The following is a 17,390-nucleotide window of genomic DNA, read 5'->3' on the forward strand; positions in this document are numbered from 1 at the left end:
GAGGTGTATTCAAATGGCGTATTCCATGGTTGACGTATCGGGAATGTCAGGCGTAAGTCTGAACGAACTGAGTCAGTATGCAGAGACAGGTCTTCTAAATCCGGCTTTTGGGGATGTAGATGAGGACATCTATTATGAAAAGCAGGAATTGTTGAGACTCCAGCAAATCCTTTTCTGTAAGGAAGTAGGTATGAAGGAGAATGAGATTGGACCGATGCTCCGGGATAATCCTCAGGATGTCATACGCATCATGAAGCAGCACCGCATTGATATTCTGGAGAAGGCACTCCGTCTGCATGGATTGATTCAGACACTGGACAAAACGATCTCTCATTTGCAAGGTGAAAAGGAAATTGATGAACATGAGCTTTATTTCGGTTTTGTAAATAAGGGGCGTCACCAGTTGCTGAATGAATCGGGTTCTGACCCTGTAGTCACTAATGATATGAGCCATGTGCAGACAGACGGTGCTCAGAGGTCCGACATCCAATCTTCCAATTCATCCACATTGCCTGAAAATCAGGAGTTAAAGTCAAAAGAAGATTATCTGGATTCCCAGGCGAAAATTGATCAAGTTCATCTGGACTTGCAACAGGCCATTGAGGATGGCTTGGAACCCGGTAGTGCAAAAGTACAACGGATTATTGGCAGGCATCTTGAATGGATCAAAGGTTATTATACACCCACCGCTGAGATCTATCGGGATTTGGCCAATCTGTATGTAGAGCATAAAAATTTCCGTCAGATGTATGATGGTTACCACCCGAGACTGGCTGAATTCCTGCGGGATGGGATGATGATTAAAGCGGAACATGATTTATCCTAGATGCATAAAGTAACATGGGCGAGCAAGAACATGGGTGTGAATCATAATGGATAACAAAGAGCGCAGACCTCTGAGAGGACTGCGCTCTTTGTTATTACGGGCTCTTCATCATCGTGTGTGATGAGACTCCGATCATCTTAATCATCATTTCCTAAAGAGGTATGGTTGCCTCCAACTGCTCTGTGAGCAGGCTTACGGCTTTCTCCAGGAAGACGCGGTCTTCGTCGTCAAAACGGTTTTTGATCGGGCTGTCGATATCCAGCACCCCGTACAGTTCGCCGTTTTTGATAATCGGTACGACAACCTCACTGTTCGATGCTGCATCACAGGCAATGTGGCCTGGAAAGGCATGAACATCATCAACGACCAGGGTACGTTTTTCCGCAGCAGAAGTGCCGCATACACCACGTCCCAGTGGAATTCGGATACAGGCAGGCAGTCCTTGGAATGGCCCGAGGACCAGTTCTTTTCCATCATACAGATAGAAGCCGACCCAATTGGTGTCGGTCAGAAATACATTGAGCAGCGCAGCAGCGTTCGCCAGATTGGCAATCGCACTAGGTTCATCGCGGATCAGAGCACTTAACTGTCCCAGGACGGCGGTGTGCTGCTCACTTCGTGTTCCTTCATAGGAAACAGCTTGAAACATGGTAAATCACCCTCCCGAGCAAAATGGTACTTATTTTCAAGATAGTGCAGAGGATGCGGTTAGTCAAGCGGAGGATTTCGGAAAGGGAAGGGAATACCTGAAGAATCCTCCTGTTTCTCAGCTTCTTGCGTGGGGTAATTACTTAGCAACCACGGAGGGCTACAACCCGGGAAGGAGCTTGGCTTATGCATGCAGAGGTACAGAATCTTTTTGTACGGATTCATCTACTATATTTCGCGCAAAATCAGGATTTGAACGTTAGCGAGGCACTGCCCCTATTGGAAGAACGGGGATATCGCGTTGGAGAGCGGGAGATCAAGCAGGAGCTTGAGCACCTGACACAGGAGAACTTCCTGACTGCCCACGGGGACCAATGGAGCCTAACCGGGACTGGCATCGAAGAATTCAAGGAAATCACGGCTGTGTTTGGCCGGGTTAGCGATGAATTACTGGGGAAGGGCAAGAAAACGTCCAAAGCTTAAAATTCATTTGGACAAGCCATGATTCCGTAATTCACTCAAACTTGAATGGATCCATACGTACAACAAGACCGGGAGTGACATTGGCCCGGTTTTTTGACGTGTGTGCATGACTGAATAGTTGCCATTCGGCGCAGGTTATGATTAGATGACTATTGAATATTATGGTCTGCGGAGATAGATCGGATCGGAGTGTCTTTATATGTATAAATGCAAAGGAAGAATTCCCGAAATGGAGACTGCGCGGCTTCGTCTGCGTAAAATGCGTCGCCGGGATGCGGCCCAGATGTTCGCATGCTGGTCAGATCGCGAGGTGACCCGTTACATGAATCTTGCACCCATGATTGGGACAAGCGAAGCGGCGGACATGATCGCACTGCTCAACCAAATGGCAGGGGAAGAGGATGCGATCCGGTGGGGGATTGAACTCAAAGAAACAGGCAAGCTCATAGGCAGTTGTGGCTTCAATACATGGCAGCTTGAAGGCGCATTCCGGGGTGAGATTGGTTATGAGCTGGGACGTGATTATTGGCGCCACGGTTATATGACGGAGGCTTTCTCTGCATTGCTGCCTTTTGGATATGAGACCATGGGTCTTAATCGAATTGAAGCGCTGGTTGATCCGCGTAATCTGGCTTCCGGCGAGTTCCTGACAAACCGCGGCTTCACGCGGGAAGGGTTGCTGCGACAGGTGCAACATACGTCGACCGGATATAAGGATATGGTGATGTACTCGATGTTGTATGATGAGTTCCTTCGCAAGCGAGGTAAATAAAAGAGAGAAACGAAGAGAGAAGGGTTTGTGTGAATGCAACTGGAGGTTTGAAGCGCAGTTTCATCTTGACGGGGCTGTTACTCGCGACATTTCTGTCAGCGATTGAAGGTACCGTAATTGGTCCGGCAGGGCCGACCATTGTCAGTGAGCTGGGGAGTGTACAGCTGCTGAGCTGGATTTTCACCGCATACCTGCTGACAATGGCTGTGAGTACGCCCATTTTCGGTAAAATCAGTGACTTGTATGGACGAAAGCCTGTATTTCTGATTGGCTGTGCCTTATTTTTACTGGGTTCCCTCTTGTGCTGTCTGTCGCAGAATATGGAGCAGTTGATTATTTTCCGTGCTATACAGGGGATTGGTGCAGGTGCGGTAGTTCCTGTTACATTTACGATTATTGGGGACATCTACGCCATTGAAGAACGTGGCAAAATTCAGGGCTGGATCAGCTCCGTGTGGGGCATTTCCTCTCTGGCGGGACCGCTGCTTGGCGGTTATTTTGTAGATAATCTGGGCTGGCAGTGGATCTTTGGTTTTAATGTGCCGTTTGGTCTGCTCGCGATGTGGTTTGTATTTCGTTATCTGAAGGAAGATATCTCTCCACGTACAGCCAAAATTGACTATGTCGGTGCGCTGACCTTCACGGTGGGCATTACCGCATTGTTATTTGTCCTGTCGGCGGGTGGGCAGTATTATGCCTGGAGCTCTCCGTTGATTGTAGGACTGAGTGTGGTTGCCGCTCTGTTTATTATTTTATTTTTTGTGGTGGAAAAAAAAGCTCAGGCCCCAATGGTTCCACTACATTTGTTCCGAATTCGTGATATCCGTGTGGCGAATATCGCTGGACTCCTGACCAGTACTTTGATGATCGGCCTGACCAGTTATTTGCCGCTCTGGGTGCAGGGTGTTCGGGGAGGTAATGCGACGGAATCCGGGTTGCTACTCGCGCCGATGTCGGTGGGTTGGCTCATTGGTAGTGTGTTGGCAGGCCGCCTGTTGATGAAAATTGGATCACGGTTGACCGCATTGATTGGATTAACGGGAATTGCGATCGGATCGGGTGGACTCTTTCTGGTGGGCGGGACATCCCCGCAGGCTGTGCTATTTATATTGACCTTTATTTATGGTCTCGGCTTCGGGTTTGCATTCACGATCTTCACCATTATTGCGCAGTCCTCCGTAGGGTATAAGGAGCGTGGCTCCTCTACGGCACTGCACACGTTCATGCGTACATTGGGACAGACGATTGGTGCAGCGGCTTTTGGCACCTGGTTGAACTATCGAATCTCCACGTTATCGAGTGAGCAGAATCTGGCGGAGGCTGGAATTTCGGAGAATGATCTGAATGAACTGCTCGCACCACATACGGATGCAGCACTATCAGATGATAAATGGGCGCTGCTGCGTAACGTGCTGGAAGGAAGCTTGCATTCCCTGTTTGTGATTATGTTTGTCATTGCACTGGTCTCGTGGGTAACGACGCTTGCTCTACGCAAACGTTTAATTGTACCCGAAGATGCAGATGCTCCCCCGCAGCCACAAGGCTCAAAGTAAAGAAGATATATATACGAAAAACATATGAAAAACCGGATTCGCCGATGTCAGGCAAATCCGGTTATTTTTGTTGATGGCACACGTGCAGTGGACTAGAGTGTAACTTCAAACTCAGGCAAGAGATACGTTGGGGGATGCCCGGGTCTAAAGCATTTTGAAGTACAGGCTGGCTGATCCTGGTGAATCGTCCAGACGAATTTCTTAGGAACGGAGGACTTCTTATTAGACCTTCTACTCCTCTTTCTAAATTGTAAGGAACATGAGACACGTTATTCCCCGAAATCACCTGAAAAACACGTTGTAAACGGCTGTTTATTCAAAGATAACGTGTGTCAGATTCCTTAAAATGCTGCGAGCGCTTCAAACCCCTAAATAAGACGTCACAGGTTCGTTAGCGCTCCCGCTCCATATCTGCTCCAGTACATTCTGTTACGCTCCCGCTTTCGGCAGGTTGGAAGATACACTCTAGTTGCTTGCTGATAAACGGTCTGCAGAATGTGCAAGCCTTCCCAAGAGTTCGGACAGCAATTCCTTGTCTTCCTCACTTAGTCCACTTACAGCACGATCAATCTTCAACGCATAGCCTGGATAGATGTCATCCATGGTGCGCTGTCCTTCTTCGGTCAGTTCCACAAAGATGATACGTCTGTCTTGCGGACAATGTTTGCGGTGTAACAATCCTTTTTGCTCGAGCTTATCGATCACATAGGTCACGTTACCACTTTGCAGCAGAAGTTGTGCGCCAACCTGTTGAATCGGCTGAGCTCCTTTCATATATAACACTTCGAGCACCCCGTATGCGGTGGGGTTGAAGCCATGCACTTTGCTTCCGGATACAGCGTGTTCATTCACGCTCTTGAATGTCTGGGCCAAGGTGCGGTACAGATGAAGTGAACGTTCGGTTCCGATTTCTTGTAATTCCAGCATGCTGATCCCGCCTTTTCAGATTAGTTTTATAAGTTGAAATGATAAAGTTACAACCTACCACTACGAGGACAGAACAACCTTCCAATCACTGTTATCCCCAGATTTTTTGAAATATTCTTCAAAGGTAAAATCCGGTGATAAAGGTGAACGCTTCGCTTTTTCAGGTTATTTCTGTCCTCTCCGTTATGCTGTTCATGTAAAAGAGTATTTCAACTTATATGAGTTGGTTAGTTATGTTTGACGATTCAGGTTGTCGCCATGGTTTAATTGTAAACTTCTATTTCTACGAAAAACATGCGATATGTCACAAGATTTGCATTTTTAGCATTTAAAATTTGATCATTCATCATGCTAAAAAAATCATCCTTCAGATGTCGCTTCTTCTCCGCCTCTGGCAGGAGGTTGAGTCAAGCCCTAATCTCTTATAATGAGTTCATATTATGAATTCGGAAGGTAATGGAGGAGAAGAAGGATGACAAGTGATTTAACGTTTGCAGGACAACGACCGCTGAAAAATAACCGATCTTTTGTAACATTGATGGTGGCACAGGCCATTTCCAATCTGGGTGATTGGCTGCATCTGCTCGCAATCCTGACCCTCGTGGGTATCCGCTGGAATGCAACGCCATGGGAGATTACATTTGTCACACTTTCCGCAGCACTGCCTATTCTGTTGACAGGGCCATTCGCAGGCACGCTTGCAGATCGCCTGAACCGAAAATGGCTGATGATTGTAGCTGATGGTGCACGGATCATCATTGTGGGTGCGTTAATTTTTGCTGACCAGATCTGGCACGTTTACATACTGCTTGTCCTCAAATCCCTGTTCGATGTAATCTTCTCTCCGGCCAAAAACGGAAAGCTGAAGGAAATTGTACCTCGCGAACAGCTTGCGCAAGCTGTATCCATCAGCTCGGTGATCGAACAGATGTCCAAAATTATCGGTCCAGCGCTTGGTGGACTGCTGGTAGCCGCTTTTGGCATCACCTGGTGTTTTGTTCTCGATTCAGCCTCTTTTCTGATCTCCGGCATCATTTTATTGTGGATTCCTGGAACTCGGGTGATCCAATCTGCAATTCATAACGTAACAGAAGTAGAGGAAGAGACAGCTGGGGATGTTCGCAACCTCCCAAAAGACTCTTTTTGGAAAGAAACACAGGAGGGCATCCGTATGCTCGCATCTCTCCCTCATGTAGGAACGTCTCTGATTTTGCTTGCTTCAGCCATACTTTTTCTGCAATTTGCCGATTCACAGACTGTGGTGTTATTCAGACAACTTCCCGGAATTTCAAGTGATCTGCTGGGATGGTGCGTGGCAGCAAGTGGCGTAGGTACATTAATTGCGGCGATGAGTGTACGGAAGTGGAGGCATGCAGGGCATGTTTTGAAAATGGGTCTGGGTACCATACTCATGGGTCTGGTTATCGGCGGAGCCGGAGTTATTGTTGGGATTTGGCCGCACGCCGGGCTAGGTGCTAATCTGTTGTTAGTATCCCTTTTTGCCCTGGCAGGTGTCGGAATTGGGTTTGCGATTGTACCCTTTCAGATCCTGTTGCAGGAACAGACACCTGAGGCAATGACAGGCAGGGTATTTGGAACGGTAGGCAGTGTGATGACAGCCAGTAATATTATGGGCCCGGTAGTAGGCGGATTCATGGTCACCTCATTTGGTGTAGTGCCGGCTTTTGTCTGTTCAGGCATTTTGCTGACCCTGCTTGGGTTGATTTATTTGATGAAACGTAGCAGGGAAAAAGCCGATCTGAATGGCTCCATTGCAGCAAAGACCATGGTTGCAGGCGACTGAAAACAGGCCGAATCTGCTCAGGTTAGAACAGTTGAAATGAAGGTTTGAATTTACTTCAAATTTTAAGTTTATGATTAAAAAGCGTTTGAGTAAACGCCTTCACGTTTAATGAGGAACAGGCATAAATCCCTGTATTCAAATTATTCCTAGGGGAAAACTCATATGCCTTGTCCCACCAACGCATTAGCGGAAAGGGGGTGAAGCAACTTGAATGTAAAGTTACCAAAATCCATAGTACGTCTTGGAAGCATACCACTGGCTATACTTGCCGGGACTTTGCTTCTGGGAGTTGGATCGTCACATGTATACGCCGATGATGCTCAGGTATCTTCTGAAAAACCGTCCAGCGGATTGTCGCTAAATTTGTTTTCACGTGATTCGGATGGCGGGTTGAATCTGACTCCGTCGGTATCGGTATCCACACCACTACTGGATGTTGAAGTTCCGTCGATCAAAGCGAACGAATCCACAGGTAAGCTGAGTGTATCTGAGCTGAAAGTAGATACACCGCTTGGATCGGCCGGAACATCAGAGATTGGGATTGATGCGAAGAAGGGAACCGTCGAACTGCCGTCTGTACAGGCGGATACACCGGTGATCAAAGCCGATGTATCAAGCAGTCAGGTGAACCTCAACGAAGGGACAGCTTCCTTGCCTGGTGTTACCGCAGAGGTACCCAAAGTGATCAAGGCAGAGACGTCTGCTGTGAAAACAGACCTTCGACAGGGTAAGGTTGAATTACCTTCCGTGAAGGTGGATGTACCCGAGGTTACTTCGGTCAATATCTCTTCATCCCGAGTGGATCTGAGTAAGGGAAATGTCCAGCTCCCTTCTGTGAGAGCAGAAGTTCCAGTTGCAGACGTATCCGCTGAACTCAATCCTGATCAGGAAAAGGTGGAGATTCCAAGTGTGAAACCGGAACGGCCTGTAGTCACTCCGGAACAACAGGGGGTCGTCAAAACACCAAATGTTGAAACTTCCAATACGAGTGCACTCGCAGATTCTGTTTCATCACAGAACAACGAGGAAGAACGGGACCCAGTACAGGTTACGGGCAAAGTGATTAAGGTCACCCCGGAACCAGAAGTACGTCCAGAACAACCCGCTGCCCCGCAGGCAGTGCCTGTAGAAGGAACCGATCTGACGCAGGATTCCGATGTTAATGCAGGTTTGCCCGATAACGAGTTATTCCTCGTAGATCAGTCATCTGCTAAACCAACTGTCACTGAACAAGTGCAGAGTAACCAGGAAGCCATTCTGAAACAAGATGATGCTGATGCAGCATCTCCATTGCAGCCTCGCACAGAACGACCAACCAGTTGGTCTGTTGCAGCAACTTCTCCTGGAGCAGCTAATGCTTCCGCCGGGACAAGCTCCGGTTCGTCCGGTGTAACTGGAGGTGGAGCAACCGCTCCAGCCGCTGCACTTCCGGGAGCAACAACGGGTCTGGTTACGCCAGATTACGATTTTGCTTTCCGAATGGAACGGCTCGATGGATTCAGTCAATGGTCACAGGCACCGCCTGGGCGGCCGCCGCAATATACCTCTTTCTCTCAATAACAATGGCGTTAATTCAACCAAAATTGAGAAGGAGTGTATATAATCATGAAAAAAGTGAATCGTTGGGTAAAATTGTCGGTATTGTCGGGTACGTTGGTGGCTGGATTGCTGGGAGCTTCGCAGGCAACTTACGCAGATAGCTATAGCAATAACAGCAGTGGCAATCTGGATCTAAATGCAGGTTTGCGCCTGGAACTGGGATCTCTTCTGTCTGGACACCGTGACACGGGTTACGGTAACCATGGTAGCTATGGAGGTTCATCCAGTGCAAGCGGAGCATTGAATTTGGATCTTGGACTCAATGCCGGCTTATCCTCAGAGAGCACGAACCGATACAATGATCGTTCTTCCGACCACACTGCTGAGCGTAGCAGTGCTGGCAAGCTGGGCCTTGGCCTGAATGCCAATGTGTCGGGAGAAGGTACAACGATGAGCGACTATTCACGAGGCGGCGATGATCGGAACGTAAACAGCAGCTATGCGAGTGAAAGTCGTGGAGCGCTGGGGCTTGGTCTGAACATGAATGCCGAAGGAGAGAGTGTGACGTGGACTCAATCCGAACGCAGCAACAGCGCGAAAGCCAGCGAACGTAACGTGAGCAAAAACGTTGCGAGCGAAAGCCGTGGCGCCTTGGATCTGGGTCTGAACGCGAAAGCCGAAGGAGAGAGTGCAACGATGGCTCAAACTGAACGCAACAACAGCGTGAAAGACAGCGTGCGTAACGTGAGCAGTAATTTCGCGAATGAAAGTCGTGGAAGCTTGGATCTGGGTCTGAACGCGAAAGCAGAAGGAGAGAGTGCAACGATGACTCAATCCGAACGCAACAATAGCGTGAATGACCGTGAGCGTAACGTAAACAGTAGCACTGCGAGCGAAAGTCGTGGAGCACTGGATCTGGGTCTGAACGCGAAAGTTGAAGGAGAGAGTGCAACCGTTGCTCAATCCAACCGTAGCAACAGCGTGAAAGACAGCGAGCGTAACGTAAACAGCAGCTATGCGAGTGAAAGTCGTGGAGCGCTGGATCTGGGTCTGAACGCGAAAGCCGAAGGTGAGAGTGCGACATGGACTCAATCCGAACGCAACAATAGCGTGAATGACCGTGAGCGTAACGTAAACAGTAGCACTGCGAGTGAAAGTCGTGGAGCGCTGGATCTGGGTCTGAACGCAAAAGCAGAAGGAGAGAGTGCGACATGGACTCAATCCGAACGCAACAATAGCGTGAAAGACAGTGAGCGTAACGTAAACAGCAGCTACGCGAGCGAAAGCCGCGGAGCCTTGGATCTGGGTCTGAACGCGAAAGCAGAAGGAGAGAGTGCAACGTGGACTCAATCTGAACGCACTAATAGCGTGAAAGACCGTGAGCGTAACGTGAACAGCAGTTACGAGAGCGAAAGCCGCGGCGCACTGGATCTGGGTCTGAACGCTAAAGCCGAAGGAGAGAGTGCAACGATGGCTCAATCCGAACGCAATAATAGCGTGAAAGACCGTGAGCGTAACGTGAACAGCAGTTATGCAAGCGAAAGCCGCGGAGCCTTGGATCTGGGTCTGAACGCTAAGGCAGAAGGAGAGAGTGCAACGACGGCTCAATCTGAACGCAGCAACAGCGTGAAAGACACCGAGCGTAACGTAAACAGCAACTACGCGAGCGAAAGCCGCGGAGCACTGGATCTGGGTCTGAACGTGGATGCGGATGCAGAGAGTGGAACTACATCTGTGGTGGAGACAAATCGGTAATATGAGATTTTCACTGTAATATGAAGAAGCAGGGGATCCGGAACCCCTGCTTCTTTTTTTGCATTGTTACGACATATGAGTTAGCGTTCTTCTGAATGTTCTTCTAATATGCGCACTATCTTTTCGAATGTATACTCGCCTTCGGCAATGTTGACCATAAATTCTACGGCATATTTACGTTCCATCTGCAAATGGTAGCCATTCACTCGCAGAAAGGACTTGGTTACAAGATAAGCTGTACGTTTATTTCCGTTATAGAAACAGTGGTTTTTAACCAATGACTCTAATAAGGCAGTAGCTTTATCAAATATGGAAGGGTAGGCAACCTCTCCAAACAAACTTTGGAGAGGTCTATTTATCGCAGAATCCAACAAAGCAGAATCCTTAACCCCAGCTTGTGCTGTATCATTCATCTTCTTCATCATAAAATGGTGAGCGGCTACTACTTCTTCAATGGAAAGGAATATGGTCATCTTAACGATCCCTTAAATCATTTAGGATATCCTCATCTTCTTCGAAAACGTCGAAGAAAGCTTCCAGTACTTCGGGTCTTACATGTTCGGGTATTTTCATTTGTTTAACCTTTTTTAGTACAATTTCTCCCTGACTATTTTCAATAAATTCAATCTCATCGCCCTGAGAAACATGGAGCTTATCAATCAAAACCTTAGGCAAGCTAATGCCCAAGCTGTTTCCCATCTTGCCTATTTTGCGAGAAAGAATTTTTCTTTTGGAATGCTCCTCTTTCATCTGAGCCCCACCATTCATGATATATTCCTCCTATAGTATGATCTAACTTATGAAAGTAATACATTTGTATGTAATAATGTTAGTATGTAATAACATTATAACATGGTTTGTACTTCAAAATGCTCAAAATGATCAAACATACAACCCGCAACTCGATTACAATAAAACATAAAGAATGAAATAAACGCCTGATCAGAACAGGGAGTGAATGATATGGGAACGGAATATAAAAGCACGGAAGTACAGGAGTCCATATTGGACGTACATATTACCGAGGCAGGATACGAGCCGGGACAATCGACCATACGCAATATTCGAATGAATGTGGCGCGAGGAGAACTGGTGGGTATTATCGGACCAAATGGTGCGGGCAAAAGTACCACAATCAAAACACTTCTTGGTCTGCTGGAACATGCGAACTATGAAGTGACGATTGGAGGAGATGGTCGTTATGCCTATATCCCGGAGCAACCGGTTTTTTACGAATATATGACCCTGTGGGAACATCTTGATCTAGCCGCAGCGGCGTATGAAATGGAGGAAGAGGTCTTTGTAGCCAGAGCGGAAGAACTGTTGGTTCGCTTCGGCATGGACCACGTTCGAAATGATCTTCCAGCCAGTTTTTCGAAGGGCATGCGGCAGAAAATGATGCTGATGATCGGGTTTCTGTCTTCGCCGGATATCTATATCGTGGACGAGCCGTTCATCGGACTGGACCCTCGTGCAACCAAGGATTTTCTAAAATTACTAGATGATGAACGTCGCCGTGGTGCGGGTGTGCTCATGTCTACGCATGTGCTGGATACCGCTGAACGAATCTGCGACCGGTTTATTCTGATTGCTTCGGGCAGATCTGCTGCCGAGGGAACATTGGATGAGATCCGTGAAGCAGCAGGATTGCCGGAAGCCTCTTTGTTTGACTGTTTTGATGTACTGACGTCTTAGATAGAGAGAGGGTGAGAGAGAATGGAAACTTCCCAGCGTTATACCCCACTTCGTTTATACAGGCGAAGACGCAAAGAGCACTTCAGGGAACAAATGAAAAATCTCAGACTCGTCGTGGATTGGACGGTGTGGGTATATCTGCTTGTTCCGGGTCTACTCTATCTGATTGGGTGGTACACGAGTCTGTGGACCAAACCGCTGCCTGCATGGGCGACAGGATTACCACTACCCGTACTGACCGGGCTGATCGACGTCATTATGCTTACCGGTGGTGTGTTGATATTTGTGGAGGAAGCGGATGTATTGTTTCTGAAGTCAAGGCCGTTGTGGGTGCGCACGTTAATGAGGCAAGGGATCTACCGGTCCTGTCTGCAACATCTTGGCAAAATGATCATGATTACAGCGCTGACTGCTCCGCTATGGTCCCGTGTCTATGAGATGTCGAATCTCCAGATTGCACTTATGGCTGTCTGGTTTGGTGCAGTAGCTTCATTCCAAGCCATAACACTACATATGACAAAGGTTCGACATACAGGATGGCGACGCTGGATTCAGATGATCCCTCTCGTCATAGGCATAGGTTATATGACCATTCATACGACATCATGGATGCATGGACAGACGTGGAAAATCAGTTTTGGAATCGTAATTATCATGCTTCTTCTAATTACAGTTGGACAGATGAGGCTACTGATGAAGGGAACATTTGAAGGGGATGTGCGGGAGGATCTGCGGAGCAGGCTGCAGCTTACAGCTCTAATGTTAAGCCGGGCGGTGAGCAAGCCGAAAGCCCCACGAACACGGTCCATCATCTTCCGCAAACCGCGTAAACTGTTACGCAAGCGTTCCATCGCGAATCGGACAGCGGAGATTGCGTTCAAGGCATTTTTCAGGAACTCGGCCACGATGAAATTATATTTACAGCTTGGCGGACTATCCATCGCAGCGGTGGCATTGCCACCTTTTCCGGTCAATGTCATTGTGTGTGCGTTATTAATCATCATGTTGACGGTGATGTTTTATCGTTCCTGGGATGTTTTTGCCACGTCCGACTATGTTCAGCTTATAACATATGACTCGGAGGCGCTGCATCTTGCAGGTTCAGTGATGGTTCGGATGTTGTTTGTCCCGATTGGTATTCTTATGGGATTCACGCTGGGATTGGCTTGGCTCGGCTGGATCGTCGGTATTCTGACAGCTGCAGGTGCGGTGGCTTTTGGACTCTGTGTCTTATCTATTGCTGGATGGGTTCGGCTGACCCGGGCCTAGGACGTGTCTCAAAAACTCGCTGAAGTTCATCTTTTACCGCCTTTTCGCCCCATGCTGTGTCACTTTCCCTTGACGTGCCCCGGCACGCCTGCGGAAAACTTCCTTGCTTGGAACGAAAATTCGGCAAAATCTGCTTCCTTCGGAGTTTTCAGACACGCCCTAAAGGAATTCCTTTCTAATTCGGAGCATATCGTGCGCTATATCTGACCATGCTATAGGAGAAGAATCTCATCTATGGATGATGAGAGATTAGCTGTAGCAAGGAGGAAGAGACGATGATGGATAATAGCGAACTACAGGTGCACTTTTCAGACGATTCAGCGTTGAATGCCGCTAGAGCAACCTTGGAGGAATTGGGATATAAGCCATATCAGTCCGGCCCGCTGGAATTGTACATCCCCACAGATCGCCAAGATCCTCAGTCTGCCGTAGAGATTGTACAATCTCATGGAGGAAGTGCCGTATTTGCCTCACAAACGGAAGAGCTGGATCAGTTTCAGAATATATCGATTCCGGCTCATCTCGTGAATGAAGACTGGAAAGAGGGTTATGCGAGCGGAAACCAGGGAAGCCAGACGGAGCAAGGCAGACATAACTATAGCGAGGACCCGACATACGATGATTCGGCTGATGGATTCTCAGGCAGTGTCAAAGCATAGAAGGGAAAAGATCACAAGTTAAGAGTGGTTCGTTCCGTCTTTCTAAAATGGCATAATGCCCAAAAACCCCGATCGTCCACAAATAGTGGATATCGGGGTTTTTGGTATTAGAGCTAATTCATAATAGGGTTAAAGTGTGTAATACCTATTATAGTTTAGCGTGTTTATATTCTGCCGCATGCATGCCAGCCGTATATCCGGTGGAGAATGCAGCGGTGATATTATACCCTCCGGTGTAACCGTGAATATCCAAAACTTCACCGCAAAAGAATAGTCCAGGCAGCAGCTTGGATTCCATTGTTTTTGGGTATATCTCCTTTAAGTGGATTCCTCCCCCAGTAACAAAGGCTTCTTTGAGCGATCTCGTTCCGTCTGCACGGAAGGTAAAAGCTTTCATTAGCCCACACAAGTTGCTTAACATACCTTTAGGGAAATGGTGGAACGTGAGGTCATCGCTGATCTCTGCCCGTTTCATCATTAAGGGAATCATACGTTCAGGAACCCATGTTTTTAAGATGTTTTTGACAGCCTTGCGGGATTCTTGTTCCAATACCTGTTGCACCTGAGCTTCCAATGCACCTGGGGACAGCTCCGGGAACAGATCAATACTCATAATGACCTGTGGGTTTCCAGACTTCATCTGAACCTTGCGGATAAATTGGCTGCAACGCAGTGCGACGGGTCCGGACACCCCAAAATGCGTGAAGATCATATCCCCGCGATGGGAGATGACTGTTTTTCCCTTGGCATCCACTACGGATAGAGCGATATCCCTCAAAGACAAACCTTGCAGTTCTTTGGACTGAATCCAACTCTCTCCAGACACAATGGGCACTTCGGTCGGATATAACTCCGTTATCGTGTGGCCCGCAGCCTCAGCCCAAGGATAACCGTCTCCGGTTGATCCGGTTTGGGGTACGGATTTGCCGCCGGTAGCGATGATGACAGATCGCCCAAGAATGGTTTTACCGGATATCAATTTAACACCCTGTACCTGTTGACCGTTCTGAATAATTTCCTTGACCGGTTCTTTGGTGCGAATCTCAACGCCGAGGGAGACAATCTTTCCTACCAGCGCATCCACAACTGTTTTTGCTTTATCGGTTACAGGGAACATTCTGCCGTTGTCTTCTTCTTTCAGGGCAATTCCGAGATTTTCGAAGAAACGCATGATTCCCTGGTTGTCCAGATTTTGAAACGAACTATATAAAAAGCGTCCATTACCCGGAATATGTCGGATGAGTTCATCCGTTTCCTTGGCATTGGTTACATTGCATCGACCTCCGCCAGAGATGCCGAGTTTACGACCCAGTTGATCTCCTTTATCCAGCAGAAGCACGGAGGCTCCATGCTCGGCAGCAGCAACGCAAGCCATCAGGCCCGCAGATCCACCACCAATTACAATGACATCATACATATGTTATTACCCTCTTTTTTCATTGATTTTGTCTGTTTTACGTAAAATGTGTCTACTCCTGGCTTTTTCTGAAATATAATGGAGTTATGAGCAGTTCTATTGTGCAGTCTTAAGGGATATATTGTAATATACTGTCGCCTATGTTTTAATCAGAAATACATGAGGGAATGTGCAGGCAGAGGAGGAGATGGCATTGTGGTTGCGTTAAAGGACATGCTTTTACAAGTACTGCTGGCAGGGTCGGCGGTATTTCTGATTCCCTTATTCCGTCTGGTACTCTCCAAGCGGGCTATTGCCAGAATGGAACATGCCGGAACCGTTGATACCAGTTTTGCTGTGACAAGTGTCGCGAGCATGTTATTGTGTATGGTGTTTGCGCTCGATACAAGCCCTGTGACCGTACCCATATCATTAAGCATCGTACCTGTGATACTTGTTATTTTGTATTGTAAGTCCGTTATAGGCATAACGCTGTCCATTCTACATATTCTCTTCTATTTTCTTTTTGCGCATCCCTATGATCTGTACGGATTTCTCCTTCATACGGGCATTCTTCTCTATCCTATTGTATGGTTGTCTGCCAAACGATTCAAGCATAATACACCTTCGCGCAAAATGGCGATCCTCATCATCCTGATTACAATGGAACTGGTTGTAACGAGTCTGTTATGGATCGCATCCCTCCAGAATGAATCCACACACTCTGCGACCTACATGATACTTACAGCACTTGGATATACCGCTGGAGCCATTGTTGCGGGCAGTCTGAGTCTGCTATGGCTGGAACGGATGAAGCACTATCGCGGGCTGGAGCAGCATCTCTCGGAAGTCCACCACCGATACATAGCCGAAACGGAGAAACTTCATCAGATTCTGAACGCAGTGCCTCTCTCCATTGCTACCGTAGATAAACAAGGCACAGTGATGTTTGTCAATGAGATGATGGAGCAAACCGCAAGGGAGCAGCTACCTTGTACCTCCACGCCTGATCTCATTGGACAGCCTGCCAGTCAATTTGTTGAACAAGGTCAGGCGGACAAGATGGATAAAAGCATTCGCAGAGCTATCGTTCATGGTGAGATTAGTGGGTTGACCGTTCGTTACGGTGCGCACGTATTTCAGTCCCGAACTGTACCGATCTATGCCTTTTCAACAGAGCCTGCGAGAGAAGTTACAGGAGCCATGCTGATCATTCAGGATATCACGGAGCTTGAGATGTTGCGAAGTGAACTGGATAATGTGGATCGTCTCAGTCTGGTGGGGCAGATGGCTGCAAGCATTACGCATGAGGTGCGTAATCCAATGGCGGTTGTGCGGGGTTTTCTTCAGCTTATGCAGGAAAAGAGTCCTGACTCCCTCGATCACTATTACCGGATCGTTCTGGAAGAGCTGGACCGGGCCAACAGTATCATTAATGATTTCTTGTCTTTGGCTCAGAATCGTGTTGCCGAGAAAGAAGAATCCCAGTTACACGATATCATACATGAACTCAGTCCATTGTTATGGGCGGATGCGAACCTGCGTGGTCAGAGTATAGAACTCATGTTGGCCCATAATGTGCCGAAGCTGAATCTCAATTCTAAGGAAATCAAACAGGTGGTGTTGAACCTGGCCCGTAACGGGATGGAAGCCATGAATGAGAAGGGTGTGCTTACGCTGGAGACACGGATAGTGGATGATAAGGTGGAACTGTGTGTACGTGACACAGGACCTGGTCTACCCAGAGTGAAGAAGGAAAAGCTGTTTGAACCGTTCTATACGACAAAAGCCAAGGGAACCGGACTTGGATTGTCCATGTGCCTGAGTATTGTGGAACGACATAACGGAACAATTACTGTGGAATCGGAGGAAGGCCAGGGCACGACCTTCAAAGTGGCATTTGAACGTTAGTCATTCAGCATATTTTGCCAGACATTGAGACATAATATTATGGAAGAGGCCTTTCCGCAGGCGGTTTCTGAATCTTGCTTTCATTGCTTATGGATGTATAATAGGAATAGCACATCATTACATCCATAATGTTCGATATGAATGTAACGTTGT

The 17,390-nt window shown here is 47.7% G+C and carries 16 protein-coding genes; 11 read left to right on the forward strand and 5 right to left on the reverse strand.

Translation table 11 applies throughout. From position 1 onward, the window contains the following. The first annotated feature begins 13 nt into the window (after window positions 1–13). Entirely contained in the window at window positions 14–826 is an 813-nt protein-coding gene (locus V6669_RS03200; protein ID WP_315939908.1) for a TipAS antibiotic-recognition domain-containing protein, read from the forward strand. A 151-nt stretch (window positions 827–977) separates the two neighbouring features. Here V6669_RS03200 and V6669_RS03205 read toward each other — a convergent pair whose 3' ends face one another. After that, window positions 978–1,475 carry a GAF domain-containing protein gene (locus V6669_RS03205; protein WP_338590641.1) on the reverse strand — a complete coding sequence of 166 codons (498 nt, stop codon included), beginning with the start codon at window positions 1,473–1,475 and terminating at the stop codon, window positions 978–980. Between the two features lie 185 nt (window positions 1,476–1,660). On the opposite strand from V6669_RS03205, the gene V6669_RS03210 reads away from it, so the two are divergent. The 3 genes from V6669_RS03210 to V6669_RS03220 all read left to right on the forward strand — a co-directional run bounded on the left by V6669_RS03210 (window position 1,661) and on the right by V6669_RS03220 (window position 4,282). Beyond that, on the forward strand, window positions 1,661–1,957 hold the full coding sequence (locus tag V6669_RS03210) for a hypothetical protein (protein ID WP_036614170.1): 297 nt from the start codon (window positions 1,661–1,663) through the stop codon (window positions 1,955–1,957). 199 nt (window positions 1,958–2,156) lie between these two features. Continuing rightward, window positions 2,157–2,729, forward strand: a complete 573-nt coding sequence (locus V6669_RS03215; RefSeq protein ID WP_338590643.1) for a GNAT family protein — start codon at window positions 2,157–2,159, stop codon at window positions 2,727–2,729. 47 nt (window positions 2,730–2,776) lie between these two features. Next, window positions 2,777–4,282 (forward strand): MDR family MFS transporter, encoded by a 1,506-nt coding sequence (locus V6669_RS03220; protein ID WP_256332459.1) that lies wholly within the window; start codon window positions 2,777–2,779, stop codon window positions 4,280–4,282. A 465-nt stretch (window positions 4,283–4,747) separates the two neighbouring features. On the opposite strand, the gene V6669_RS03225 is transcribed toward V6669_RS03220, so the two are convergent. Then, window positions 4,748–5,209: a MarR family transcriptional regulator gene (locus V6669_RS03225; protein ID WP_338590645.1), complete on the reverse strand. Its 462-nt coding sequence runs from the start codon at window positions 5,207–5,209 to the stop codon at window positions 4,748–4,750. Window positions 5,210–5,681: 472 nt separating this feature from the next. Here V6669_RS03225 and V6669_RS03230 point away from each other — a divergent pair, with 472 nt between their 5' ends. The 3 genes from V6669_RS03230 (at window position 5,682) to V6669_RS03240 (ending at window position 10,307) form a co-directional block, all read left to right on the forward strand. Then, a complete protein-coding gene (locus V6669_RS03230) occupies window positions 5,682–7,013 on the forward strand; it encodes an MFS transporter (RefSeq protein ID WP_338590647.1) in 1,332 nt (443 codons plus the stop codon). A gap of 207 nt (window positions 7,014–7,220) precedes the next feature. Further along, window positions 7,221–8,573 (forward strand): hypothetical protein, encoded by a 1,353-nt coding sequence (locus tag V6669_RS03235; RefSeq protein WP_338590649.1) that lies wholly within the window; start codon window positions 7,221–7,223, stop codon window positions 8,571–8,573. Window positions 8,574–8,618: 45 nt separating this feature from the next. Next, window positions 8,619–10,307, forward strand: coding sequence for a hypothetical protein (locus V6669_RS03240; RefSeq protein WP_338590652.1), 1,689 nt, complete (start codon window positions 8,619–8,621; stop codon window positions 10,305–10,307). 80 nt (window positions 10,308–10,387) lie between these two features. Here the strand turns inward: V6669_RS03240 and V6669_RS03245 are convergent, their stop codons facing one another. Continuing rightward, window positions 10,388–10,780, reverse strand: a complete 393-nt coding sequence (locus V6669_RS03245) for a type II toxin-antitoxin system death-on-curing family toxin (protein WP_338590654.1) — start codon at window positions 10,778–10,780, stop codon at window positions 10,388–10,390. Between the two features lies 1 nt (window position 10,781). Beyond that, window positions 10,782–11,075 carry an AbrB/MazE/SpoVT family DNA-binding domain-containing protein gene (locus tag V6669_RS03250; RefSeq protein ID WP_176873173.1) on the reverse strand — a complete coding sequence of 98 codons (294 nt, stop codon included), beginning with the start codon at window positions 11,073–11,075 and terminating at the stop codon, window positions 10,782–10,784. Window positions 11,076–11,270: 195 nt separating this feature from the next. Here V6669_RS03250 and V6669_RS03255 point away from each other — a divergent pair, with 195 nt between their 5' ends. From V6669_RS03255 to V6669_RS03265, 3 genes are all read left to right on the forward strand, one after another. Beyond that, entirely contained in the window at window positions 11,271–12,002 is a 732-nt protein-coding gene (locus tag V6669_RS03255; protein ID WP_338590657.1) for an ABC transporter ATP-binding protein, read from the forward strand. A 21-nt stretch (window positions 12,003–12,023) separates the two neighbouring features. Beyond that, window positions 12,024–13,271, forward strand: coding sequence for an ABC transporter permease (locus V6669_RS03260; RefSeq protein WP_338590659.1), 1,248 nt, complete (start codon window positions 12,024–12,026; stop codon window positions 13,269–13,271). A gap of 275 nt (window positions 13,272–13,546) precedes the next feature. Beyond that, entirely contained in the window at window positions 13,547–13,930 is a 384-nt protein-coding gene (locus tag V6669_RS03265; RefSeq protein WP_338590661.1) for a hypothetical protein, read from the forward strand. A gap of 148 nt (window positions 13,931–14,078) precedes the next feature. On the opposite strand, the gene V6669_RS03270 is transcribed toward V6669_RS03265, so the two are convergent. Beyond that, entirely contained in the window at window positions 14,079–15,347 is a 1,269-nt protein-coding gene (locus tag V6669_RS03270; RefSeq protein ID WP_338590663.1) for an NAD(P)/FAD-dependent oxidoreductase, read from the reverse strand. A 195-nt stretch (window positions 15,348–15,542) separates the two neighbouring features. Between V6669_RS03270 and V6669_RS03275 the strand changes: the two genes are divergently transcribed. Then, window positions 15,543–17,237: an ATP-binding protein gene (locus V6669_RS03275; protein ID WP_338590665.1), complete on the forward strand. Its 1,695-nt coding sequence runs from the start codon at window positions 15,543–15,545 to the stop codon at window positions 17,235–17,237. Window positions 17,238–17,390 lie beyond the last annotated feature (153 nt).

This window comes from Paenibacillus sp. Y5S-9, from assembly GCF_036894235.1.
GTDB lineage: Bacteria > Bacillota > Bacilli > Paenibacillales > Paenibacillaceae > Paenibacillus.